The sequence below is a fragment of the Clostridium senegalense genome (assembly GCF_018916625.1).
Taxonomy (GTDB): Bacteria; Bacillota; Clostridia; order Clostridiales; family Clostridiaceae; genus Clostridium_J; species Clostridium_J senegalense.
Genome location: NZ_JAHLNC010000001.1, coordinates 725455 through 750830, shown reverse-complemented (window position 1 = coordinate 750830; position 25376 = coordinate 725455). Strand labels below are relative to the sequence as shown.

The 25376-nt window shown below is 26.8% G+C and carries 15 protein-coding genes; 14 read left to right on the top strand and 1 reads right to left on the bottom strand.

The window, feature by feature from the left end:
- Position 1 precedes the first annotated feature (1 nt).
- The 13 genes from pheT (at position 2) to KQI36_RS03535 (ending at position 21499) form a co-directional block, all read left to right on the top strand.
- Positions 2 to 2380, top strand: a complete 2379-nt coding sequence (gene pheT / locus KQI36_RS03595) for a phenylalanine--tRNA ligase subunit beta (protein WP_216449636.1) — start codon at positions 2 to 4, stop codon at positions 2378 to 2380.
- Between the two features lie 428 nt (positions 2381 to 2808).
- A complete protein-coding gene (locus KQI36_RS03590) occupies positions 2809 to 4005 on the top strand; it encodes a cell division protein ZapA (protein WP_216449635.1) in 1197 nt (398 codons plus the stop codon).
- A 241-nt stretch (positions 4006 to 4246) separates the two neighbouring features.
- A complete protein-coding gene (locus KQI36_RS03585) occupies positions 4247 to 5248 on the top strand; it encodes a glycosyltransferase family 4 protein (protein WP_216449634.1) in 1002 nt (333 codons plus the stop codon).
- A gap of 221 nt (positions 5249 to 5469) precedes the next feature.
- Positions 5470 to 7827 carry a U32 family peptidase gene (locus tag KQI36_RS03580; RefSeq protein WP_216449633.1) on the top strand — a complete coding sequence of 786 codons (2358 nt, stop codon included), beginning with the start codon at positions 5470 to 5472 and terminating at the stop codon, positions 7825 to 7827.
- 14 nt (positions 7828 to 7841) lie between these two features.
- Entirely contained in the window at positions 7842 to 10211 is a 2370-nt protein-coding gene (locus tag KQI36_RS03575; RefSeq protein WP_216449632.1) for an endonuclease MutS2, read from the top strand.
- Positions 10212 to 10910: 699 nt separating this feature from the next.
- Positions 10911 to 11387: a 2-thiouracil desulfurase family protein gene (locus tag KQI36_RS03570; RefSeq protein ID WP_216449631.1), complete on the top strand. Its 477-nt coding sequence runs from the start codon at positions 10911 to 10913 to the stop codon at positions 11385 to 11387.
- Between the two features lie 49 nt (positions 11388 to 11436).
- A complete protein-coding gene (locus tag KQI36_RS03565) occupies positions 11437 to 12456 on the top strand; it encodes an alpha-hydroxy-acid oxidizing protein (RefSeq protein WP_216449630.1) in 1020 nt (339 codons plus the stop codon).
- 919 nt (positions 12457 to 13375) lie between these two features.
- Complete coding sequence (gene ptb, locus KQI36_RS03560; RefSeq protein WP_010293054.1) at positions 13376 to 14272, top strand: phosphate butyryltransferase; 897 nt, start codon at positions 13376 to 13378, stop codon at positions 14270 to 14272.
- Positions 14273 to 14340: 68 nt separating this feature from the next.
- Positions 14341 to 16107 carry an indolepyruvate ferredoxin oxidoreductase subunit alpha gene (iorA, locus tag KQI36_RS03555; RefSeq protein WP_216449629.1) on the top strand — a complete coding sequence of 589 codons (1767 nt, stop codon included), beginning with the start codon at positions 14341 to 14343 and terminating at the stop codon, positions 16105 to 16107.
- Position 16108: 1 nt separating this feature from the next.
- The gene (locus tag KQI36_RS03550; protein ID WP_216449628.1) at positions 16109 to 16684 is read left to right on the top strand and encodes an indolepyruvate oxidoreductase subunit beta; all 576 of its coding nucleotides are present in this window, start codon (positions 16109 to 16111) and stop codon (positions 16682 to 16684) included.
- Positions 16685 to 16928: 244 nt separating this feature from the next.
- Positions 16929 to 17774, top strand: coding sequence for a hypothetical protein (locus KQI36_RS03545; protein WP_216449627.1), 846 nt, complete (start codon positions 16929 to 16931; stop codon positions 17772 to 17774).
- Between the two features lie 281 nt (positions 17775 to 18055).
- The gene (locus KQI36_RS03540; RefSeq protein ID WP_216449626.1) at positions 18056 to 19504 is read left to right on the top strand and encodes a lipopolysaccharide biosynthesis protein; all 1449 of its coding nucleotides are present in this window, start codon (positions 18056 to 18058) and stop codon (positions 19502 to 19504) included.
- 192 nt (positions 19505 to 19696) lie between these two features.
- Positions 19697 to 21499 (top strand): cell wall-binding repeat-containing protein, encoded by a 1803-nt coding sequence (locus tag KQI36_RS03535; protein WP_216449625.1) that lies wholly within the window; start codon positions 19697 to 19699, stop codon positions 21497 to 21499.
- 123 nt (positions 21500 to 21622) lie between these two features.
- On the opposite strand, the gene KQI36_RS03530 is transcribed toward KQI36_RS03535, so the two are convergent.
- Positions 21623 to 23113, bottom strand: coding sequence for an aminotransferase class I/II-fold pyridoxal phosphate-dependent enzyme (locus tag KQI36_RS03530; RefSeq protein ID WP_216449624.1), 1491 nt, complete (start codon positions 23111 to 23113; stop codon positions 21623 to 21625).
- A 919-nt stretch (positions 23114 to 24032) separates the two neighbouring features.
- On the opposite strand from KQI36_RS03530, the gene KQI36_RS03525 reads away from it, so the two are divergent.
- Positions 24033 to 25100: a tetratricopeptide repeat protein gene (locus tag KQI36_RS03525; RefSeq protein WP_216449623.1), complete on the top strand. Its 1068-nt coding sequence runs from the start codon at positions 24033 to 24035 to the stop codon at positions 25098 to 25100.
- Positions 25101 to 25376: the final 276 nt, after the last annotated feature.

Genomic DNA, 25376 nt, shown 5'->3' with positions numbered 1-25376 from the left:
AATGAAAGTTCCAGTAAATTGGCTTAAAGATTACGTTGATATAAACATTTCACCAAAGGAATTAGCAGATGCGTTAACATTATCAGGATCAAAGGTAGAAGAACTTGTAATTACAGGAGATGATATTACAAATGTAGTTACAGGAAAAATAACAAAAATAGAGAAGCATCCTGATGCAGAAAAGTTAGTTATTTGTGAGGTGAATATTAATAAAGAAGAACCAATACAAATAGTTACAGCTGCAACTAATATGAAGGAACAAGATATAGTTCCAGTAGCATTACATGGAGCTACATTACATGGAGGACTTAAAATTAAAAAAGGCAAATTAAGAGGTGTAGTATCTCAAGGTATGTTCTGTTCTGAAGAAGAGTTAGGAACAGCTGGAGATGAGCCAGTACATGGTCTTTTAATATTACCAGAAGATACTCCAATTGGTGTAGATATAAAAGAAGTTGTTAAAATGGGTAGTGCAGTTATTGAGTTTGAAATAACATCTAATAGGCAAGATTGTTTAAGTGTTGTTGGTATAGCAAGAGAAACTGCTGCTACTTTAAGAACTACTTATAAGATGCCTAAAATAGAATATAAAGCAAAGTGTACTGAAAATATTTGTGATAGCTATAAAGTAGATATAAAAGATGACCTATGCAGAAGATTTATGCTTAAAGGTATAAAAAATGTTAAAATAGAACAATCTCCAGGTTGGATGCAAGAAAGACTTTTAGAAGTAGGTGTTAGACCTATAAATAACATTGTAGATATTACAAACTTTGTTATGATAGAGCTTGGTCAACCATTACATGCTTATGACGCAAGAGAAATAAAAACTAATAATTTTGTTGTGGAAAGAGCTGCAAGTGGTGAGAAGTTTACTACTTTAGATGAAGTTGAAAGAGATTTAGATGAAAATGTATTATGCATAAAAGACGGAGAAAAGACAATTGGTCTTGCAGGTATAATGGGTGGATTAAATTCAGAAGTTAAAGATGATACAACTATGGTTCTTTTAGAATGTGCAAATTTTGAAGGTGTAAACATAAGAAATGTATCTAAAAAATTAAATTTAAGAACAGAAGCATCATCAAAATTTGAAAAAGACTTAGATCCAAATCAAACAGAGATAGCAATTTCTAGAGTTTGTGCTTTAATTGAAGAATTAAATGCAGGAGAGATAATGGAAGGTACCATAGATATTTATAACGAGAAAAAAGAAGATAAATATTTAGAAGTTGATAGTAATTGGATAAATAAATTTTTAGGAACTGAATTAACAAAAGAAGATATGAAGAAGTACCTTGATAGCTTAGATTTAACTACTGAGATAGATGGAGAAATTTTAAAAGTTAAATCTCCAACTTTTAGAAGTGATATAAATATTAAAGAAGACATTGCAGAAGAAATAGTAAGAATATATGGTTACAATAATGTTCCATATACAATGCCTTTATGTGAAGCGGAGAAAAGTGGAAAAAGTGAAAAACAAAATTTAGAAGAAAAAACTATAAATACTTTAATTAACAGTGGATTGAACCAATCAATAAGTTATTCTTTTGTAAGTCCTAAAATATTTGATAAGCTTTTAATAAGTGAAGACAGTGAATTGAGAAAAACAGTTAAAATTAAAAATCCATTAGGTGAAGATTTTAGTATAATGAGAACAACAACATTAGCATCTGCTATGGAATCTTTAGCAAGAAACAATGCTAGAGGTAATAATATTGTAAGATTGTTTGAAATAGGGAAAGTTTATATACCAACTGAAGATTCATATGAGTTGCCAGAAGAAAGAAATATAGTTACTTTAGCAATGTATGGAGAAATGGATTATTTAGATTTAAAAGGTGTAGTAGAAAATATTACTGATGAATTAGGAATTGAAAAAGTTTCATTTAAAAGAGAAAGTGAAAATTCATCATTCCATCCAGGAAAGACTGCTGCATTATATATAGGTAAAGAGTATGCAGGAGTTCTAGGTGAAGTTCATCCAGATGTAGCTGAAAACTATGATGTAGAGGAAAGATGTTACATTGCTGAATTAAATTTAGATATATTATTTAAAAATGCTAAACTTGATAAAAAATATAAGCCTCTTCCAAAGTTCCCAGCTGTAACTAGAGATATAGCAATACTTGTAGATGAGGAAATTTTAGTTCAAGAAATTGAAGAGACTATTAAAAAGCAAGGTGGAGCAATACTTGAAAGTTGCAATTTGTTTGATGTATACCAAGGAAAGCAAATTCCAAAGGGAAAGAAAAGTGTTGCATATGCTATAATTTATAGACATAAGGATAAAACATTAACAGACAATGATGTAAATAAAGTTCATGATAAAATATTAAGATCTCTTCAACATAAACTAGGAGCAGAATTAAGATAGAATAAGAAAAAAGCAAAACAAATAAATTTGTTTTGCTTTTTTGTGATTTTAGATATAGAAACAGGTATAATATAATTAAGGAATTTATAGGAAAATAAAATAAACTTATATATCTACTAATCAGTTCTTATATTAGGTCAAAAATCAAATGAAAACCTATAAAAGTTTCTAAAAAAATTTCAATGAATAACTTATTTCAATTTTTTATTATTACATAATGTATCAATGAATTAAAAGAAAGATATTTTATTTAAATAAAGTAGCTTAGTTTTACAAATATGATAATGAAAGCTTTAAATTTAAAATATATTATAGAATTTTATAGTATAATTTTAAAATGATAAAAATAAAATGGTTAGATATGGTTTATTTTAATACAGTTTTATGATAAAATATTAGCAACTATAATCTTTAAGAGGGTGTTTTTTTTGAACATTATAACCGTTAGAATAAATGGAATTGAATATAACTTAAAAGGCGAGGAAAATGATCAATACTTGCATAAGGTAGCTAAATATTTAGATAATCGTATTCAAGATTTAATGTCCACAAATAAAAAATTAAGCCCAGGAGATGCTACAGTTTTAGCAGCTTTAAATATGGGAGATGAAATTTTAAAAAGTGAAGAAAGCTATAAAAAGTTACTAGAAAACTATAAGAAGGTTGGAAATGATAATAAACTTTTAATTTCTGAATTAGAAAAAATGAAAAATGAAATTGAAGTACTAGAAGAAGAAAATTCAAAACTTATATCTAATAATGAAATTTTAGAGAAAAAATATTTAGAGATGGAACCAAAAGTTAATGAGCTACAAGAAGAAGCTACAAAATTAAAAGTTTTAGCAATAGATTCTAGTGAGAAAGATTCTGAATTGAAAAATGTAAAAGAAAAATTAGAAAAGAAAGAAAAGGAACTTAATTTTATAAAAGAAGAATTAGAAAAGAAAAATGAAGAACTAACTAATTGGGTTAAAGAAGCTGAAGAGAAAAATGAAGAAATAAAGGCTAAAGATATGGAGTTATATATAAAAAGTGATGAGATAAAAGAAAATGATATAAAAATAAAATCTATATCAGAAGAATTGGAAAGAAAAGATTTAGAACTTCAGTCTATGGAAGAAGAGTTAGCGCTTACAAAGGAAAAGTTGCAATATAAAGTTGAAGAGATAGAAAATCAAAATTTAGAGATAGAGTCAAAAGATATAGAAATTCAAAATAGAGAAAATCAGCTTAATAATAAATTAAAAGAGTTTGAAGATTTTAGAGAAAAAACTATAATAAAAAATGAAAAGTTGACTAAAGAATTAGAAGAAATTAAAATAAAAAATGATGGTGAAGTGAAAGAAACTGAAAAATTATTAAAGGAAATAGATGAAATTAATAAAGAACTTTTAATAGTAACTGATTTTTTAAAAGAAGTAAAAAAAAAGAATGATGACTTAGATAGAGAAAAGTCTATATTAACAAATGGAAATAAAAAATTATTATCAGAACTAAAAAAATTACGATTAGAAAAAAGCGAACAATTAGCTAGAAATAAACAATTAGTTTTAGAGTTACAAGAACTGAGAAAAGAATTGACTAAAGAAAAGTTAAAAATTAATCCGTTATTAAATATAAAATAGCTTGTAGATATTACATCTTACAAGCTATTTTCTTTTAATAGAATTATAATTAAAAATCTTAATATGAAAATAAATTTTTCATAACTTTAATTATATAAAATATGCTTTAAATATACAAAATTTGAAGTTTTTATGTATAAATTGTATGTATTTTATTAACAATTGAAAATATAAGGTGCTAAATACTACTTATAGTGCATAGTTATATTCTAATAGTTCACTATAGGAGGAAAGATGTGGCATGAAAGTTTTGTTATGTGTAAGACAAGACTACTTGAAAAATACAGGTAGCGACACGGCTATAATAAAACAAGTTTACAAGCATTTAAGATTATTAGATATAAATGTTACTATAAATAATGGAAATGTTTATTCTTTTAAAGGCTATGATATAGTTCATCTTTTTAATATTAATGAAATAGGTCAAATTTATAAATATCACAAAGAAGCAGTAAAATGTAAGTGTAAGTTAGTAATAACACCTTTATATTTTAATATGGAAAAGTACTATAAATACAAAAATGAAGAGGATAAATTAAAATTTTGGAAGAGTTCCAATTTATATAGAGAAGAAGTGTTAAATAAATGTAATTTAATAGTTTGTAATAGTCAATGGGAAAAAAATGTATTACAGAAGGATTTTAAAAAATATAAAAATATTATAATTTTAAAAAATGGTGTAAGTGAAGTTGAGGATGAAAATGTTCCATTATATAATTTTGAGAAGCGATATAATGTAAGTAATTATGTCTTAGCTGTAGGAAGAATAGGAGAAAGAAAAAACCAGCTAACACTTAGTAGAATTTGCAATGAATTAAATATTGATTTAGTTTTAATTGGTGCAGTAGATGATAAAAATTATTTGAAAGAATGTTTAAAATATAAAAATGTAAAATATTTAGGATTTATGGATAATTATAATTTGTTTAATGCATATAAATTTGCAAAAGTATATGCGATACCTAGCTTCATGGAAATTACAAATTTGGCTGCATTGGAAGCTGCTGGAAGTGGGTGTAATATGCTTATAACAGAAGAAGGTGCAATGCCAGAGTATTTTAAAGAGCTAGCTGTATATTGTAATCCTTATGATGATCAAACTATAAAAGAAGGAATTTTAAAAGCTTACTATAAAAGAAAAAATGATTGTTTGAAAAATTATGTATTTAAAAATTATAGTTGGGAATCTACAGTAAATATACTTTTAGATGAATATAATAAGCTTTTAAATAGATGTCAATAAAGTGTATATAGGGTTCTAAGATAGGTGTTTAATTCCTCGCTTGATAAAAGTGTAAGTTAAAATCCTAACTTAGGACCTTATATAAATTATTGTTGGATTTATATTATTACAATTGTTATAATTGTATAAGGTGTTGTAAAAGATTTATAATAAAAGGCAATGTAAATAGTTTTTTAGATAGCAAGTTCAAAACTAAAGGCTCAAAATAGGAGTGAGAAACAATGAAAAAAGTGGAGTTACTAGCACCAAGTGGAAGTATGGAAAGCTTGTACGCAGCAGTGCTTTCAGGGTGTGATGCAATATATATGGGCGGAAGTAAATTTTCTGCTAGAGCATATGCAAATAATTTTGATGATGAAGATTTACAGAATGCAGTAGACTATTGCCATATTTATGGAGTAAAAGTATATATAGCAGTTAATACATTAATAAAAGAAGAAGAATATAATGAGGCAATAGAATATATAAGATTTTTATATAAAATAGGTGTTGATGCGTTAATAATTCAAGATTTGGGACTATTTTATGGATGTAAAAAGTTATTTCCAGATTTTGAGTTACATGCATCTACTCAAATGACAGTACATAATGGCGATGGTGCACTATTTTTAAACAAATTAGGATTTCAAAGGATAGTTTTATCTAGAGAGTTGTCGCTAAAAGAGGTAGAATACATATCTAAAGATTTAGGTATTGAAACGGAAATATTTGTTCATGGAGCTTTATGTGTTAGCTATTCAGGTCAATGTCTTATGAGTAGTATAATTGGAGGTAGAAGTGGAAATCGTGGTAGATGTGCTCAACCTTGTAGACTTCCATATACTTTAATAAATAAGAAAAGTGGATTGAATAAGGCAGGATACTTATTATCTCCAAAGGATATATGTACCTATGATGAAATAAAAAAAATAATAGATAGTGGAACTTCTTCTTTAAAAATAGAAGGTAGGATGAAGAGACCAGAATATGTTGCTGGTGTAGTTGGAAGTTATAAAAAAGCTATAGATAGTTATTACAATAATGAACCTGTTGATATTAAAAATGAATATAAGAAACTTACTCAATTATTTAATAGAGAAGGGTTTTCAAAGGCCTATATGTTTGGAAATGTTGGAAAAGATATGATGGCATATAATTGTCCTAAAAATAGTGGTATATATCTTGGCAAAGTTCAAAAGGACTTAACCATAACATTAGAAGAAGACATACATTTAAAAGACGGCATTAGAATTAAGGATGATGGATTTGCCGTGTCTGGAATAAAATTAAATAAAAATGATGTTGAATATGCTAAAAAAGGAGAAAAAGTTACGTTAAAGCCAACTAAATATAAATCTGGAGATGTTCTTTATAAAGCAGGAGATATAACTTTATTAGAAGAACTTTCTAGCATATATGAAAATCTGTATGCTAAAAAATTACCAATAGATTTACAAATTGAGTTTAAGGTAGGATATGCTTTAAAACTAATTGGTAAATTTGAAGAAAATGAATTTGAAGTAAGTGGAGATATAGTACAAAAGGCTTTAAAAAGACCACTTGATAAAGAAGGATTATTAAAATCTTTAAATAAATTAGGGGATACTCCATTTGAGTTAAACAAAATAGAGTTTTTAGACTTTGAAGAAGGGTTTATGGCAGTATCCTCAATAAATGCTATTCGTAGAAAACTTACAGACAAAATAATAAATTTTTTAATATCAAAATATAGAAGAGAAGATAAAGTTAAAAAAGATATTAGTTATATTTCAAAGAAACCTAAAGAAAAATCTAATATTCCAGAATTTATGGTGGTAGTAAGTAATATAGAACAACTTAATGCGGCAGTAGATAGTGGAGTTAAGGATATAGCATTAGACTGTTTCTTTAAAGGTAGTAAAATACGAATAGAAGAAGTTACAAATATTAATGGAGTGAATGTGTATATAAAGACTCCTAATATAATTAAAGAAGAATTAGAAGGAATTTGTGACTTAATAGAGAAAAACATAAGTGGAATAAAGGGGATAGTTACTTCAAATTTAGCTATAATAGCTAGATTTTATAATAGAATCAATATAATAGGAGATTATAAACTCAATATATTTAATAGTTATAGTTCACAGTTTTATAGTGAGTACTTAGATGGTGCAGTTATGAGTGTTGAATTAAATAATAAAGAGTTAAATAATCTAGCAAAAAAATCAACTTTAAAACCTCAAGTGATTATTTATGGAAAGTATGAACTTATGGTTAGTGAATATTGTCCAATAGGTAGTTTGTTTGGAGGAAAGAGTAGTAAATCTTCATGTTCTGAAAAATGCTTTGAAGGAGATTATGTGTTAAAAGATAGAAAAGGTGAGGAATTTAAAGTTTTAACGGATAAATACTGTAGAAGTCATATTTATAATAATGTACCATTAAATCTAATTCCTAATATGAAAGAATATAGAAGAAATAATATAGATTCATTTAGGATAGATTTGATAGATGAAGATTATAATAAATCTAAGGAAATAATAAAAATGGCTATGGAAGACAAATTTGAAGGTGATTATAAAAGATATACAAGAGGTCATTATAAAAGAGGAGTAGAATAAAGTAGGTGATATAAATGCAAGAAAAGACTTTAAGAGTATTAGAATATAATAAGATAAAAGAACAATTGAAAAAATATACAAAAACTCCTGCAGCAAGGGAGCTTATAGATAAATTAACTCCTTATGATAATCTTTATGAAGTAAAAGAACATCTTGAGGAGACTAAAGAAGCATTTAAACTGTTAACAACAAAAGGAAATCCTCCATTTGAAGGTATATATGATGTTAGGGAAGCAATAAATAAGGCTAAGAAAGAATCTTCATTGACCTGTGAACAATTATTAAGAATTGCATCTATGCTTAAATGTAGTAGAAGTTTTAAAGAGTATATATCTCATAAAGAGGAAGAAGAAGGATATAGGGTTTTAGAAGATATATGTATAGGAATAGTACCTATAAAAAAATTAGAAGATGAAATTTTTATGGCAATAGTAAGTGAAGAAGAAGTGTCAGATAGAGCTTCAGATGATCTTTATAATATTAGAAGAAAACTTAAACAAAAAAGTTCATCTGTAAAAGAAAAAGTAAATTCACTTTTAAGAGCTAATTCTAAATATCTTCAAGAAAATTTATATACTATAAGAGGCGATAGATATGTTCTTCCAGTTAGAGCAGAATATAAAGATCAAGTGCCAGGTCTTATACATGACCAAAGTGCTACTGGAGCAACTTTATTTATAGAGCCAATGAGTCTTGTAAATTTAAATAATGAGATAAGAGAGTTGTTTATAAAAGAAAAAAAAGAAGTAGAAAGAATATTAAGGTTGTTATCTAAAAAGGTAACAAATAATATAGAGTTAATAGAAAATGATGCAAATATATTATGGGAATTAGATTTTATATTCGCAAAAGCTAAGTATGCTAGTGAAATAAATGGAATTTGTCCAGAAATAAATGATAAGGGAATTATTGATTTAATTGAGGTAAGACACCCATTGATTGATGCTAAAGCAGTTGTTCCTAATAGCGTATATTTAGGTAGAGAGTTTACATCTTTAGTAATTACAGGTCCTAATACTGGAGGTAAAACTGTAACTATAAAAACTGTAGGGTTAGTTCATTTAATGGCAATGAGCGGAATTTTAATTCCAGCAAAAAGTAATTCAGTAGTAAGCTTTTTCAAAAATGTTTATGCAGATATTGGTGATGAACAAAGTATAGAACAAAGTTTATCAACTTTTTCATCTCATATGACTAATATAGTTGGAATAATAGAAGAAGCAGATGAAAATTCTTTATGTTTATTTGATGAACTTGGTTCTGGAACAGATCCTACGGAAGGTGCTGCTCTTGCTGTATCTATATTGGAGAATTTGAAAAAAAGAGGATGTAGAGTTGTTGCTACAACTCATTATAGTGAGTTAAAGGGATATGCATTAAAAACATTAGGTGTCGAAAATGGATCTGTTGAATTTAACGTGGAGACATTGAGCCCAACTTACAAATTATTAATAGGAGTTCCTGGTAAATCCAATGCTTTTGAAATTTCTAGAAGACTAGGACTTCCAGAGTATATAATTAAAGATGCTAAAGAAAACATATCTACAGATAGTTTGAATTTTGAAGAACTTATTCAAAGTCTTCAAGCTAAAAGTATAAAGGCAGAAAATGATGCAAGAATGGCTGAAGCTCTAAAAAAAGATGCAGAGAAATTAAAAGAAAAATATGAGGAAAAGCTTTATAAATTTGAAAAGGCTAGAGAAAATGCACTATATTCGGCACAAAGAGAAGCTAAAAATCTTATAAAACAGGCTAAAGAAGAATCAGATACAGTTCTTAAAAATATAAGAGAAATTGAAAGACTTGGATATAGCTCTGATGCCAGAAAAAAACTTGAAGAAGAAAGAAAAAAAATAAAAGATAAACTTGAACATGCAGAGTTAATAGAAGCTAAGAAGCATGAAGAAGCAGCAGGAGAAAAGCTAAAAAAAGTTAATGAAGGTGATGAAGTATACCTTCCAAGATTGAATCAAAATGTTATAGTAATTTCTAAAGTAGATTCAAAAGGAGAAGTTCAAGTTCAAGCTGGGATAATGAAAATAACAGTAAAATTTGAGGATTTAAGAAAATCTAAATCGATTAAACCAGATAAAGCCATAAGAAAAATGGAAAAAAGGGAAGCTAAATTAAGACTTAAAAATACTCCTACATCAGTTGATTTAAGAGGTATGGATTCAGAAGAGGCTATATATACCGTAGATAAATATTTAGATGATGTATATATAGCTGGACTTGGTGAAGTATCAATAATTCATGGAAATGGTACAGGAATTTTAAGAAGCTCAATAAATGATTTGTTAAAGAGGCACCCACATGTAAAATCACATAGACTTGGAAAATATGGTGAAGGTGGAACTGGTGTTACAATTGTAGAACTTAAATAAAAAGATATATTACAAAAGTTCCATTGATACATACTATCATTGGAACTTTTATAGTATAAAAATATAATAGTATGAGCAAAGGTTTTTGTGTGAGTATTATTATTGGTATTTTAAATTTAAAGGGTACATTTGTAAAATATTTTGAAAAAAGATTTCTATAAGATATAATTAAATTATTCAAGTTATATAGGGTTCTAAGCATAGGTGTAAAGCTAAAACTAAAAATTCTAAATTTATAGTGTTAAAAAGTAATAATGAAAAATTTTAAAATGCTAGTCTGTGAAAATTTCAAAGAAACTCTAAATCAATTTTCAATGAATAGTTTATTTAAATTCTTTATTATTACATTAATGTAGTAAAAGCTTAAAAGGAAAATGTTTTATTGGAATAAAGTGGCTTAGCTTTACGCACATGGGGTTCTAAGATGAATTTTAAATTTATGCATTTATCAGATGAGAAAACTTAAGATTAACAGCATATTAATGGTTGACAGCTTATTTTAGTTAAGAGTTATGATTAATTACTAGTTGATGTACTTATAATAATACTGAACGTATCTTTTCTAGGAAGAGCCTTGTTTAGTATAAATTTTTTGCTAAACTTTTAAATTTTAAATAACTATAGTTATGCTTATTTTTCTTTACTGATAACAAAGATTTAACGAACAAATTTAAATAAAATAACGTGGGAGTGATAGGCATGATATTAGTTAGTGGATGTTTGTGTGGAGTAAATTGTAAATATAATGGCGGTAATAATTTAGATGAAAGAGTTTTAAAATTATTACAAGAAGGACAAGCTATGCCTATATGTCCTGAACAACTTGGAGGACAGGCTACACCAAGAGTGGCTCATGAAATAATAGACGGTGATGGAGCGATGGTTTTAGATGGGAAGGCAAGGGTTTTGAGTCCAGATAAAAATGATGATGCTACTGAAGAATTTCTAAAAGGAGCAAATGAAGCTCTTAATATAGCAAAATCTATAGGTGCAGAGTATGCAATATTAAAGGCAAGAAGTCCATCATGTGGTTTTGGAAAAATATATGATGGAACTTTCAGTGGTAATAAAAAAGATGGTAATGGAGTAGCTGCAGAGATTTTATATAGAAATGGTATAAAAATATTTACAGAAGAAACTTTAGAAGAGTTTCTTTTCCAAGAAAACAATAAATAGTATATTATTTTAAATTTATTATATAAATTATGGAGGGGTTGACACAAAAATGAACATGAATGATATTAGAAAAAATGCTAGAGAAAATTTAAATGGAAGTTGTAGAGTTTGTAAAAATTGCAATGGTGTGGCTTGTGCTGGTGAAGTTCCAGGAATGGGCGGAAAAGGTACTGGTGAAGCATTTAAAGCTAATTTTGATGCTTTAAACAATATAAAATTAAATATGAGAGTTATGCACGATGCAAAGGATATAGATATTTCAACAGAGTTTTTTGGAAAAAGAATGGATATACCAGTTTTTGCAGCACCAGTTACAGGTACAACTTTAAATATGGGTGGAAAATTTACTGAGGAAGAGTACATAACTTGGGTAATAGAAGGTTGTTTAGATTCTGGTATATATCCTATGGTGGGAGATACAGCAGTAGATTCATTCTTAATGACTAACCTTGAAGTGTTAAAAAAATATGATGGAGATGGAATTGTATTTATAAAACCATGGGAAAATCCTAATGTTATAGAAAAAATAAAATTAGCGGAAAAGTCAGGAGCTTTTGCAATTGGTGTAGATATAGATGCATGTGGACTAATAACATTGGCTTTACATGGGAAACCAGTTATGCCTAAAGGGATAGAAGAAATAAAGGAACTTGTAAATAGTACTAAGTTACCATTTATATTAAAAGGAATAATGACTGTAGATGAAGCAATGCTTGCTGTAGAAGCAGGCGTAGATGCTATTGTAGTTTCCAATCATGGTGGAAGAGTTATAGACCAAACACCAGGAACGGCAGAAGTATTATCAGATATAGCTAAAGCTGTTAAAGGTAAAGTAAAAATACTTGTAGATGGTGGGGTAAGAACAGGAGTAGATGTATTAAAAATGTTAGCACTAGGTGCAGATGGAGTTCTTATAGGAAGACCATTTGTTACAGCTTCTTTTGGTGGCGGAAATGAAGGTGTAACTTGCTATGTAAACCAATTAAAAGGTGAATTAAAATCAGCAATGGTATTAACAGGTTGTAAAAATATTGAAAGTATTAATGAAAGTATAATATATGAAAAATAACATATAACTTATTTAAGGTAAGAAAAACAGTAAGATTTAAAAAATTATAAAATTTTACTGTTTTTTTATTGTATAATATATTAAATTAACTATAAATATAAACAAATTTGATAAAAATACAAAAAAAGTAAAATAAATTTACATTTTTTTGATAAAATTTAGCTGTTAAAATTGACATTAAGATTCAAGGAGGTATACTTTAATTAAGAATATTTATAATATTCTTAATTGGTTATAAAACCAAAAAAAGTGTATATGTATATAATGTATTTAAAAATTTGAATTTGAAATGTACAAGCAATTGTTACATAGTAATAAAAATTCAAATTATAGTTTGTTATAAATTAAAAATGTTAAAAAAAATCATAAGAGTTTCTAAGCTATAACTATAGGGAAACAAGTTCCAACTTAAATTTGCACATCAAATTTTTGTTATAAGTTAAGAAAAATAAGTACAAATATAGTTATTTATGAATTATGAATTTAGAATGAAAGTGACAACCACTTTCTGAAAATGCTTTAAAAAAATCTATCAATATAATTTGTTTTACAAATTTATAAAAAGATACGTTGAGAATTACTAGGAACGAAGTGAGTAGTAATAACCACAACTGTTAACTATTCACTCTTAACTCTTAACTAAAATAATCTGTTAGTTATTGATAGAAATATTAATTTGAGTTTTCTCATCTGATAAATGGATAACTTTAAAACTTAACTTGGAACCCTATAAGGTTAATAAAGATAAAATTAAAAAAAGGTATGTAAAAGAAGATAATAGTCTAAAATTTCAAATTCTATTTTGTAAAATACAAGCATATCAGGGGATTAAAATAAAGGATTTTAAAAAATAGCAAGAGATTTTTTATATTATTTAATTAAATATGCCTAAAATTGCAAAGCAGTGAAGGAGGATATTATGATAACTAAATTAGAAGAAATAATTGAAAAAGCTAAAAGTGGTAAAAAGAAAACATTAGCAATTGCTGTAGCGCAAGATGAAGTAGTTTTAAAGGCAGTTTATGAAGCGGTCAATGAAAATATAATAAATGCTGTGTTAGTTGGTGATGAAGATAAAATAATTAGCATAGCTAGAAATTTAAACATAGATTTATCTAAATTTAAAATTATAAATGAAAAAGATATAAAAAAAGCAGCAGCAAAAGCTGTCCAATTAGTGGTAAATAAGGAAGCAGATTTTATAATGAAGGGGATGCTGGGAACAGCAGACCTATTAAGAGCTGTTTTAAATAAAGAATGTGGTCTTAAGACTAGCAATTTATTATCTCATGTAATGGTTTATGAAACTTCTAATTATCACAAGCTAATTTTATTAACAGATGGAGGTATGGTAACATATCCAGAGCTTAAAGATAAAATAGGTATAATAAAAAATGCAGTTAATCTTGCTCATGCTTTAGGTATAGAGTGTCCTAAAGTTGCGCCAATTTGTGCCGTTGAGGTGGTAAATACTAATATGCAAGCTACTTTAGATGCAGCAGCATTAACTGCTATGAATCAAAGAGGACAACTTAAGGGATGTATCATAGATGGGCCATTAGGTCTAGATAATGCTATATCAAAAGAAGCTGCAAAACATAAGGGTATAGTTAGTGATGTTGCAGGAGATAGTGATATATTATTAGTTCCGAATATAGAAGCAGGAAATTTTTTAGGCAAATCTTTAACATATTTTGCAGATGCAGAAAGTGCTGGAGTTATATTAGGGGCTAAATGTCCTGTAGTGTTAGTTTCAAGAGCAGATAGCGCTCAATCTAAATTATATTCAATAGCTTTAGGAGCTACACTTGTTTAATTAATATGTGGTAAGTAACAATTTTACTTTATAGAAAATATATATATTTGGGGATTTGGAGGGATATTATGAAAAAGGTAATTATGACTGGAAATGAAGCTATCGCAAGAGGAGCTTATGAAGCAGGTTGCCACATGGCATCAGCTTATCCAGGCACGCCAAGTACAGAAATATTAGAAAATTTTGCAACATATGAAGGTGTTTATGCAGAATGGGCACCTAATGAAAAAGTTGGATTTGAGGTTGCATCAGGTGCATCAATAGGTGGTGCAAGAGTATTATGCACTATGAAACATGTTGGATTGAACGTTGCAGCAGATCCATTATTTACAATGGCTTATGAAGGAGTAAATGGAGGGTTTGTAGTAGTAACAGCAGATGATCCGGGAATGCATTCATCACAAAATGAACAAGATAATAGGTATTATGCACCTCACGCTAAAGTTGCACTTATAGAGCCATCAGACTCACAAGAATGCATAGAATATATGAAAAAAGCTTATGAAATTAGTGAAGAGTTTGATACTTTAGTATTATTTAGAACAACTACAAGAGTGTCTCACTCAAAATCTGTGGTTACAGTAGGGGAAAGAAAAAATGTAGAAGTAAAACCCTATGAAAAAAATGTTAAAAAATATATTATGACACCAGCTAATGCTAGAGCTAAACATTATGAAGTAGAAGAAAGATTAGAGAAGCTTAGAAAATACTCAAATAATTGTGAGTTAAATAGAATTGAAATAGGAAATACTAAAGTTGGAATAATAACAAGTGGTGTTTCTTATCAATATTGTAAAGAAGTTTTAGGTGATGACGCATCTTATTTAAAAATAGGATTAAGTTATCCATTGCCAGATGAAATGATAAAAGAATTTGCAAGTAAAGTAGAAAAATTATATGTAGTTGAAGAAAATGATCCATATATAGAAACAGCAGTAAAAGCAATGGGGATAAACTGTATAGGAAAAGAAATTATACCTATATGTGGTGAGTTAAACCCTACAATTGTAAGAAAAGCTATTTTAGGTGAAGATTCTGTAATAAACTATAAATCCGATGTAAGACCACCATCAAGACCACCAGTACTATGTCCAGGATGTCCACATAGAGGAATTTTCTATGCAGTATCTAAATATAAGGATGTAATATCTACAAGTGATATAGGATGTTATACTCTAGGTATGAATCCTCCTTTAAATGTAGGAGATACAGTAATTTGTATGGGTGCATCCATTTCTGGTGGAATAGGTATAGAAAGAGCATCGATAGTAGGTAAAAGGGAAGGAAAAAAAGTATTTTCATTTATAGGAGATTCAACATTTTTCCATTCAGGGGTTACAGGACTTATAAACTCTGTTTATAACAACACTCCAATAGTTACTGTGATTTTAGATAATAGAATAACAGGTATGACTGGACATCAAGAAAATCCGGGAAGTGGAAAAACACTTCAAAATGAACCAGCTCCTATGGTTGATATAGAAGCTTTAGTAGTATCTTGTGGTGTGAAGAAAGAGAATATTAGAGTTGTAGACCCTTATAAGTTAAAGGAGACAGAAGATGCTGTTAAAGATGCCCATGATAGCAAAGAACCATTTGTAATAATAACAAAACAGCCATGTGCATTAATAAAAGAAGTTTTAAAGAAGAGAGCAAATTTAAGTTGTAAAGTAGATAGTGAAAAGTGTAAAAAATGTAAAAAGTGCTTAAAAACAGGTTGTCCAGCACTTAAATTCCAAAATGGAGTTGTTTCTATAGATGAATCCATGTGTAATGGTTGTGGATTGTGTAAAGAAGTTTGCCCATTTGATGCAATAGAAAAGGTTGGTGAATAATATGAAGGATGTAAAGAGTATATTATTTATAGGTGTTGGGGGACAAGGTACAATACTTGCATCTAAAATATTATCTGAAGGGTTATTAAGACACGGATATGATGTTAAAATGTCAGAAGTTCATGGTATGGCACAAAGAGGTGGAAGTGTTACAACTCAAGTAAGATTTGGAGAAAAAGTGTATTCTCCACTTATAGAAGAAGGGAAAGCTGATGTAGTTGTTGCTTTTGAGAAAAGTGAGGCCTTAAGGGCGTTACCATTTTTAAAAGAAGGTGGACATTTAGTAGTAAATGAATATGAAATACATCCAGTGCCAGTGTTGATAGGAGAAGAGAAATATCCAGAAGATGTAATTGGTGAATTGAAAAAAAGAGTGGAAAAATTAGTAGTTTTAAATGCTGCAAATATAGCTGAAGAATTAGGAAATATAAAGGCTCAGAATGTAGTTCTTTTAGGAGCATTATTAAAAGCATTAGACTTAAGAGAAATAGATTGGGAAGAGGTAGTTTCAACACTAGTACCTCAAAAGGCAGTAGAATTAAATAAAAAAGCTTTAAAACTAGGTATGGAAGCATAATGTAATTAAGGGCTATTTCGAAATAATGATAAAATTTTATTTTGAAATAGCCCTAATTTTATTTATAAAATCACATGGAATTATAGGAATTTTTAAAAAATTTGATATAATGTATTTATACTTTAAGGATAGATAGTTTTTAGTTAAGTAAAAACTATTTTAACACTAAGTTTATTTGATTCTATTAACAATATTTAAAGCCCTATAAATTAGTGAACTTGGATGAACAAGGGAGGAATATTTTATGAAACTGTATGATAAGCCATCAAAGGAATTAATGGACAAACTGTTGCCATATAAAAAATCAATAGAAAATATAGAAGTATCTAAACCAATAAGTCATAATAGAAAGCTTTATAGAGAAGTAATATTTATAAAAAAGTTTACTAAAAATTTAAGTGTAGAACCTGAAAACTATATGTATATAGATGAGGATGATAATGTTGTAGAAGATAGAATTCTGTGCGAAAGATTAGCTAGAATTTTTTATTATATGGATATATATTTAAATGAAGAAAAGGGAAGTATACTAGCTGCACTTCAGGATGAAGCAGATATAAATAAAGATAAAAATGATTATGAAAGTGTTCTAGAAGGGCTAGAAATTATAAAAAAAGGTCATCCTAAAAATATTGACAAGGTAACTTATATAATAGAAAGACTGCCTTCACTTAGGATGAAAACTAACGAGAAATTAAAAAAATTAAAAGAAGTAATAGAAGAAGAAAAGAAAAAAAATGAATATTTTAATGAAAGAATGATTGAAATATTACATCCATATTATAGACAGGTTATGGAGGTAAATTATGAAAAAATATTACTTATTGGAAAAGGTAAAGATTACTATTATGATATTAAAAAGAAAGCAGAGAAAAAAAGAAGAGTAAATAGTATTTTGTTTAATACAAGACATAATGAAAAACTTATGAAAACAAATTATTTGTTAGGTTATTATAATAATTTGCTTAAATCATATGGTAATGTCTTAAGTATGAATTACAATCAATATATAAGGACTTTAGATAATGCTGGTATGAAAGTGGCAGCTAATAAAATGTATTTGTTAAGAAATAATACAGTGAGAAAGTAAAAGTCATATTAATAAGTATAAAGTGCAGTATGTTTAAACTCCTATAGCTTTTTATAGGAGTTTAAATTCAGTTTTAAATAGGTTGGTATAGCTCAAATGGAGTGAATGGGCTGTTTAATTGATTGAATTTTGTATTTTAAATATAATTGTGAAAAGATTTATAGGAAAGAAAAAACTTAGAGTAAAACTGAAGTTCAATTTATAATAGTATTATTGACATATTAATTTATCCATATATAATTTAAATTATGTTTAATTTAATTTTGAAGAAGGTATAAAATATGAATAATAAGAGTTTGTTAAATAAATTTTTATCCTTTTCTGTAGGAAGTTGGATAACTTTTTTGATTGGAATAATTAGTACGCCAATTATAACAAGAATGTTTTCACCAGTACAATTTGGTATATATTCTCAGTTTGAATTGTATTCTAGTTTAGTTATGATTATATTAGTATTTGGTATAGATCAAGCATTTGTAAGATTTTTTTATGCTGAAAAAGAAGAAAATAGAAAGTTATTGCTATTAAGATGTGTAAAAGTTCCAGCTATAATAAATATATTGTTAATAATTTTAGCAATTATATTTAGAGAGTATGTATCTAAATTTATATTTGGAAGTTATAGTTTAATATTTTTAATAATCATTATAGTTCATGTAAGCTTTTTATTAATTAATAGGTTTGCATTATTAGTTGTTAGAATGCAACAAAAGTCTAAAACATATTCATTATTAATTGTCATGAATAAAGTCTTTTATTTATTTATGATATTTATTGCAGGATATTATCTTAAAGATAATTATATGGCTTTAGTTTTAGCACTATTATTTTCTAATGTTGCAGTTACTATAATGGCCATAATATGTGAGAGAGAATATTGGAATATATTTAATATAAAAGATAGTAAAATGGAACTACAAACTGATACGAAAGAAATTTTAGTATATGGTGCACCATTGGTTATAACAGCGGCTATACATTATATTTTTCAATCAGCTGATAGAATTGCAATACAAAGTTTTTGGGGGGCAGAGGAACTAGGGATATATAGTTCAGCAGCAAAGGTTGTTGCATTACTTACTATATTACAGGGCTGTTTTACTACGTTTTGGGTACCAGTAGCTTTTGAAAGATATGAGAAAAATCCAGAGGATGTAGAGTTTTTTGAAAAGGCAAGTTTAATTGTGACTATTGCTATGTTCTTTTGTACTATTGGATTAATTTTATTTAGAGATATAATTATTCTATTTTTAGGTTCTGAATATAGGACTGCGGCTTACATAATACCATTTTTAAGTTTTATGCCAATAATGTACACAGTTTCAGAAACTACTGTTTTAGGAATTAATTTTAAAAAGAAGCAAAGAAAGCATATATACATATCTGTAATTTCATGCGTTGTAAATATAATAGGGAATTTTATATTAGTTCCTAAATTGGGAGCTGTAGGTGCAGCTATTTCTACAGGATTATCTTATATAGTGTTTTTTTCAATAAGAACATATATAGGTCTTAGATACTATAAGGTAAATTATCATCTTAAAAGATTTTATATAATGACTTTTGCATTGTGTATATACACATTTTATGCTACATTTTTCAAATTTGGGTATATATATGTTTTATTAGGTATTTTAGAATTAGCATTACTATATATTCTTTATAGAAAACATATTAACGTATTATTTAATATGTGTAGAGAGTTATATAAGAAAAAAATAAAAAGATAAAGTAAAACCTATTAAAATAAAATTTAATGAAATTTATTTTAATAGGTTTTGTTTTTGTTTTGTAACACAAAAATATATAGAAAGAATAAAATATATTATGTAAAAAATAAATTTACATTGAGTGCATAATTTAAAGAATACATAAAAATAAGTACACTTTTGCTATGGTTAAGTATTATTTGGGGGGATATAATGAATAAAGGATATAGAAATGCAAGAACAATAAATTTAAGACGAAAAAAAAGAGAAAAAAGAAAAAAGAGAAAAAAGATAGGTTTTGCTATAATGGCAATTATTCTAATTATATCTTTGGGTATAATATCTAAACAAATCTATGTGAAAAATCATAGTTATAAAATTTTAATTAACAATGAACCAACCATTGAGGAAAGTGAACAAACAACTAAAAACTTGAAGGGACAAACTATAAGATTGAAAGATAATGATCTATATAATAAATATATAGATATGAGTAAGTCCCTAAAAAGCAAAAATGTTGTTTTAGTAAATGAAAATAATATGCTAGAAAAATTATTAGCTATGCCCTTAGCTAGTTATAAAAATGCATCAGTGTTGGTTATCGATAACGATAGTATACCAGAGGACGTTAAAAATGAAATAAGCAGAATAAATCCAGAAGAAGTATATATAATAGGAAATGACATAAGTATATCTAAAACTGTTGAAAATGAAATTGATTCAAATAAGAAAATAAAAAGGATATGTGGAAAAGATATATGTCAGTTAAGTAAAAATATAGCAAAAGAGATGAGTGGATATAATACTGTTTTTGTAGCATCGGAACAGGATAAGGATAAAAATATGTTAATAGCATCAGTAGCATCAAAATTGAAAGCACCTATTTTATTTTCAACAAAAGAAGATGTGAAAAATAACAAATTCATAACTAAAGTTGAAAAAGAAAATAGATATATTTTAAATGAAGGGTTATTTTCCAAAGAAAAATTCAATGATGAGTCTTTAATAGATATTAAAGATTTTAATAATTCTAGTATAAAAATAAATAGTAAATTTTTTTCAAAATCTAATTCTGTTGTAATTTTAGACTCAAAGGAACAAGAAGATATATTAGCATGTTCAGTATTAAAAAGACCAATAATTTTCTATAAAAATAATATTACAGAAGATGAAAAAGAATATCTAAAAAATGTTGAATTTAAAAATATATATTTTAAATCAAAAATACCTAACGAATTTTTAGAAAAAGTTTTAAATATAAAAAATGATTTGAAACCTGGAGAACTTAAGTTTACTAAACCTAAGGCAGCATTTTTCTTTAGTCATCAAGATGATGTAATACTATTTGCTCATTCAGCAATAATGAATGCAGTAAAAGAGTTAGGACCAGAAAATGTTAAAGTTATTCTTATAAATAGAGGGAATGGGTCTTTTGTTTATAAAAGAATAAAATCAGGAAAATTAAGTCCTAAAATACCATCAACTATGACTTTAGAAGAGTTTGCAAAGGCGAGAACCAATGAATTCAATAGAGAATTAGATGCGTATGGAATACCTGATGAAAATAGAACATATTTAGATATACCAGATAGTAGTACTAAAGAACATGTAGATGAATTAAGAACAGATATAAGAAAATTTATAAGTGATGGACAAGATTATCAATTTTTTACTTTTAGCTATTTTAAAGAGCCACAAAGTGATCATTCAGCATTAGGTAGAGTATTTAGAGAGCTTTATGATAATCAGGAAATAGATAATGTATATTTTGTAAATAAACCTAAGGCTTATGAAGCTTTAGATAAAGAAGTTAAGTTTAGTACCAATATAAAGACAGACGAAGATATGCAAACTATTAGAAATGCAATGAATTCATATGCCGTTTATGAGCCAGAAAATGGATTGTATGGTATAGGAATAATATCAGTTAGAGATATGTTTGAAACATTAGATTATAATCTACAAAATGGAGGATATATATATGGAACTATACCAGGTCAAAAGGATGGAAATTAATAAGGCATAATTAAATCTTTTTATATCATGATAAATATTCTTAGAATCTTTGGTTTATTATTTGTTTTTATATGTATAATGCAAAAAATAAGCTCTAGAATTATTAAAATTCTAGAGCTTATTTTAGTTTACGTCTATATAAACAGCATCCTCTTCTTTAACTACTTTTATATATTCAACATTAGGGTCTTCAGTGCCTTGAACATAAAGACCAGTATCTTTTAGCTTCTGCACATAGGTTATTATTTCTTGTGTGATTTTTTCACCAGGGCAAAGTACTGGTATTCCAGGAGGGTAAGCCATTAAAAACTCGCCACTTATCATTCCTACACTTTCAGAAATTTTAACAGGTGTATTAATACTATTAAATGCTTCACTTGGTATTTGCATTTGTTCTGGAATTGGTGGTATATCTATAAAATCAGCTTTTTTGGCACCTTTTCCGTAATATTCATCACTTATTTCTCTTAATGCAATAAGTAACCTTTCCATGCCATCCTTTGTATCACCAAATGAACCTACAATAAGAACATTATATAAGTCTGAAAGCTCCATTTGAATATGATATTTATTTGATAAAATCATATCTAAATCATAACCAGTTATACCTAAATCTCTACAAGTTATAGTTATTTTAGTAGGGTCGAAAGCATAAGCTCCTGATTTTCCAAGTATTTCTTCACCAAAACAATAAAAACCAGGAATTTTATTTATTTCTTCACGAACATAATTTGAAAGTTCTATTGTTTTATCTAAAAGTTCCTTACCATCTAAAGCAATTTGCTTTCTAGCAGTATCTAAAGAAGCCATAAGTATATAAGATGGTGATGTTGTATGCATTAAATTTATAACTTGTCTAACCCTTCCAATGTTTATTCTTTTAGAACGAACTTGAAGTAAAGATCCTTGAGTTAAAGCTCCAATAATTTTATGAGTACTTTGAGCGCATATATCAGCACCAGCTTCCATAGCAGACATTGGAAGTTTTTCATTAAAGTTTAGATGAGGACCATGTGCTTCATCTACTATTAATGGTATATCATATGAGTGTACAATATCTGCAATTTTATTTATATCTGTAGCAACACCATAATAAGTTGGATTAATAATTAAAACAGCTTTAGCATCTGGATGTTCTTTTAAAGTACTATCTACAGTTTCAGGAGAAACGCCATGAGCTATACCTAATTTTTTGTCTAGCTCTGGTTGCATATAAACAGGTATTGCACCAGCTAAAATTATTCCTCCAGTTATAGATTTATGTACATTTCTAGGGATTATAATTTTATCTCCAGCACCTACAACAGAAAGTATCATTGCTTGAATAGCCCCAGATGTACCGTGTACTGAGAAAAAGCAAGAATCTGAACCATAAGCATCAGCTGCAAGTTCTTGAGCTTTTTTTATAGGACCTGTTGGATGATGATAACTATCAACAAGTTTAAAAACAGTAACATCAATTTTAAAAGGATTTTCACCCATAAAATCCTTGAATTCTTTATAGGCACCAATGCCTTTTTTATGTCCAGGAACATGAAATGGTAGAGTATCTCTATTAACATATTCCATTAGGGCGTCAAATAGTGGTGTTTCATGTTGATTTAACTTATACAATCTAATATCCCCTCTTTCTCTATAAATAAAGCATCTCAATGCTTGGTAAGCGTATAAATATAATTTTTATAATGATATATAGTATAGTTTTGCAAAAACATGCTGTACTGCTTAATTTAAAACAAATTAATTATAAGATAATAAAATTGTAAATGCAATAGATTTTACTTCAATATAAAATTCCAAATTTATCTTATGTTTCCTAGTATAGGTATATAAGCTTACGTTTAAGTTTATTCACCAAATCTTTGTTATGAGTTGATAAAAATAAGTGCAACTACAGATAGTTAAAAGTAATGGATAAGACTAAAAATCAATCTTAAAAAATACATTTACTATTAGGAACATAGTGAGTAATAATTAACATAACTCTTTAATTAAAATAATATCAAAGCTATTAGGATGAGTTTATTTAAAGTTTTCTCATTTCATAAATAAATAATTTTAAAACTCAGCTTAGAATCTTATAATTATATGTATAAATAATTTGAAATTTTAATTTATACATTTACATTAAAATTTTAATTTAAATTAAGGATATAAATAAACATTCATTAATATATATTTTGCAATATATATTATTTTATTAGGTATATTTTAATATTCTATGATATAATTCCCTATAAATGAATTTTAGTTATATTTAATATTATTTTTATTTAAACACACTATGTTGTATAATATTTAAAAGACATTGTAAAGTTTAATTTTAAGTAAATATAGTGAAAATATTTTATGAAAATTATATTTTGTATAATATAGATTTTATATGTTAATATACTTAAATGAAATATTTTAAATAATAATTAAAATGTAAATTTAGATTTTATAATTTGAAAAATTGTATTGATAAACTTAGTTTATAGTAAATTGAGTTTTTAATACATTAATTTAAACATTTAGATTAGGATGGTGAACTATGAGTAATATAGAAAGTCATTTTTTAAACAAATTATCAAAGGTTTTATTTTTGGAAATTAAAAAGGGAACTAAATTTAATTCTTATGAATTTAAGGAAAATGTTTATTTACCTGTAAAAAGTGAGGATGTAGTCGGAAAGGCAAAGGATGGGGATGATTTAAAAAATATTCCAATAACATTATTCTTAGAAGGAATATTTTTTGTTTTAGGTTGTGATAAAAAATTTAAATTTAATAAAATATATAAAGAAATAATAAAAGATATAGATGGTAGCGTTAAATTTATTAAAGGTACCATATTTAATAATGTGAAAAATGAAAAGTATGAAGACTCATATATATTATTGAAGGGACTTTTAGAAATAGAAAAGACAAAAGAAAACTATAATAAAGCACTATTATTAGTAGATGGGTTAAGAAATAAACAGGAAAAATATAAAGAAGAAGAATTATTATTGATAGAAGAATGTAAAAAAATAGATGAATTTAATACACCATATTTTTATGAAGCAATACTAAAAAAAGAAGATAAGGATTTAGAGGGTGCATTATTTGCTATAAATCAATATATTTCTTTAGGTGGAGAACAAACAAATGATGTTTTAGAATTTAAAAATTCTCTTGAAGTAATAGGAAAATATGAAGATGGAAAAGAATTAGTATATGAAGATCCTAAAAAAGCTTTAGAATTATTAATACCATTAATGGATGAATTGGGTAATACTGTGGAAATTTATTACTATATTGCTATTGCGTATAGAGTTCTAGAGAATAATGAAAAAGCTATATATTATTTAAATGAAGCTCAAGCAATAAACAGTGATGATGTAGCTGTAGTTAATGAATTAGGAATAAATTTTGCATGTATTGGTGATTATCAAAATGCAATAAGGTATTTTAGAGCAGCATTTGAAGTTACCAAAGCAGTAGATATATGTACTAATTTAATTATGTGTTATTTAAATTTAGGGGATATTGAGCAGGCGAAAATTCATTTAGAGTTGGCAGAAAAAATTAATCCAGAAGATGAAATATTAAAAGAAATAAAAAAGTTGAATCTTAATTAATTTAAAATATAGAATGTAGAAAAATATATTAATTAACAAAGAAAAAAATAGATTTAAATAGAATGGATTTTATATAAATGCTAAAATTATAATGAAAAATGACAATAACAATGGTAAAATGGCATTAAAAGGTTAAAAAAGCAGTTGATTTATTGCAAAAATGTTGTAAAATTATAAAGGGATTTGAACAATCTATATAATAAAGGTTTTTTATAAATTTTTATTAATTAAAAATAAGATAATTTATAAAATAACAATCTTTTAAATAAAATTTGT

Bases quoted from the DNA above. Each gene is read 5' to 3' on its own strand.
- pheT (WP_216449636.1), top strand. From the start codon at position 2: ATGAAAGTTCCAGTAAATTGGCTTAAAGATTACGTTGATATAAACATT.
- KQI36_RS03585 (WP_216449634.1), top strand. From the start codon at position 4,247: ATGAAAGTTTTGTTATGTGTAAGACAAGACTACTTGAAAAATACAGGT.
- KQI36_RS03580 (WP_216449633.1), top strand. From the start codon at position 5,470: ATGAAAAAAGTGGAGTTACTAGCACCAAGTGGAAGTATGGAAAGCTTG.
- KQI36_RS03575 (WP_216449632.1), top strand. From the start codon at position 7,842: ATGCAAGAAAAGACTTTAAGAGTATTAGAATATAATAAGATAAAAGAA.
- KQI36_RS03570 (WP_216449631.1), top strand. From the start codon at position 10,911: ATGATATTAGTTAGTGGATGTTTGTGTGGAGTAAATTGTAAATATAAT.
- KQI36_RS03565 (WP_216449630.1), top strand. From the start codon at position 11,437: ATGAACATGAATGATATTAGAAAAAATGCTAGAGAAAATTTAAATGGA.
- ptb (WP_010293054.1), top strand. From the start codon at position 13,376: ATGATAACTAAATTAGAAGAAATAATTGAAAAAGCTAAAAGTGGTAAA.
- iorA (WP_216449629.1), top strand. From the start codon at position 14,341: ATGAAAAAGGTAATTATGACTGGAAATGAAGCTATCGCAAGAGGAGCT.
- KQI36_RS03550 (WP_216449628.1), top strand. From the start codon at position 16,109: ATGAAGGATGTAAAGAGTATATTATTTATAGGTGTTGGGGGACAAGGT.
- KQI36_RS03545 (WP_216449627.1), top strand. From the start codon at position 16,929: ATGAAACTGTATGATAAGCCATCAAAGGAATTAATGGACAAACTGTTG.
- KQI36_RS03540 (WP_216449626.1), top strand. From the start codon at position 18,056: ATGAATAATAAGAGTTTGTTAAATAAATTTTTATCCTTTTCTGTAGGA.
- KQI36_RS03535 (WP_216449625.1), top strand. From the start codon at position 19,697: ATGAATAAAGGATATAGAAATGCAAGAACAATAAATTTAAGACGAAAA.
- KQI36_RS03525 (WP_216449623.1), top strand. From the start codon at position 24,033: ATGAGTAATATAGAAAGTCATTTTTTAAACAAATTATCAAAGGTTTTA.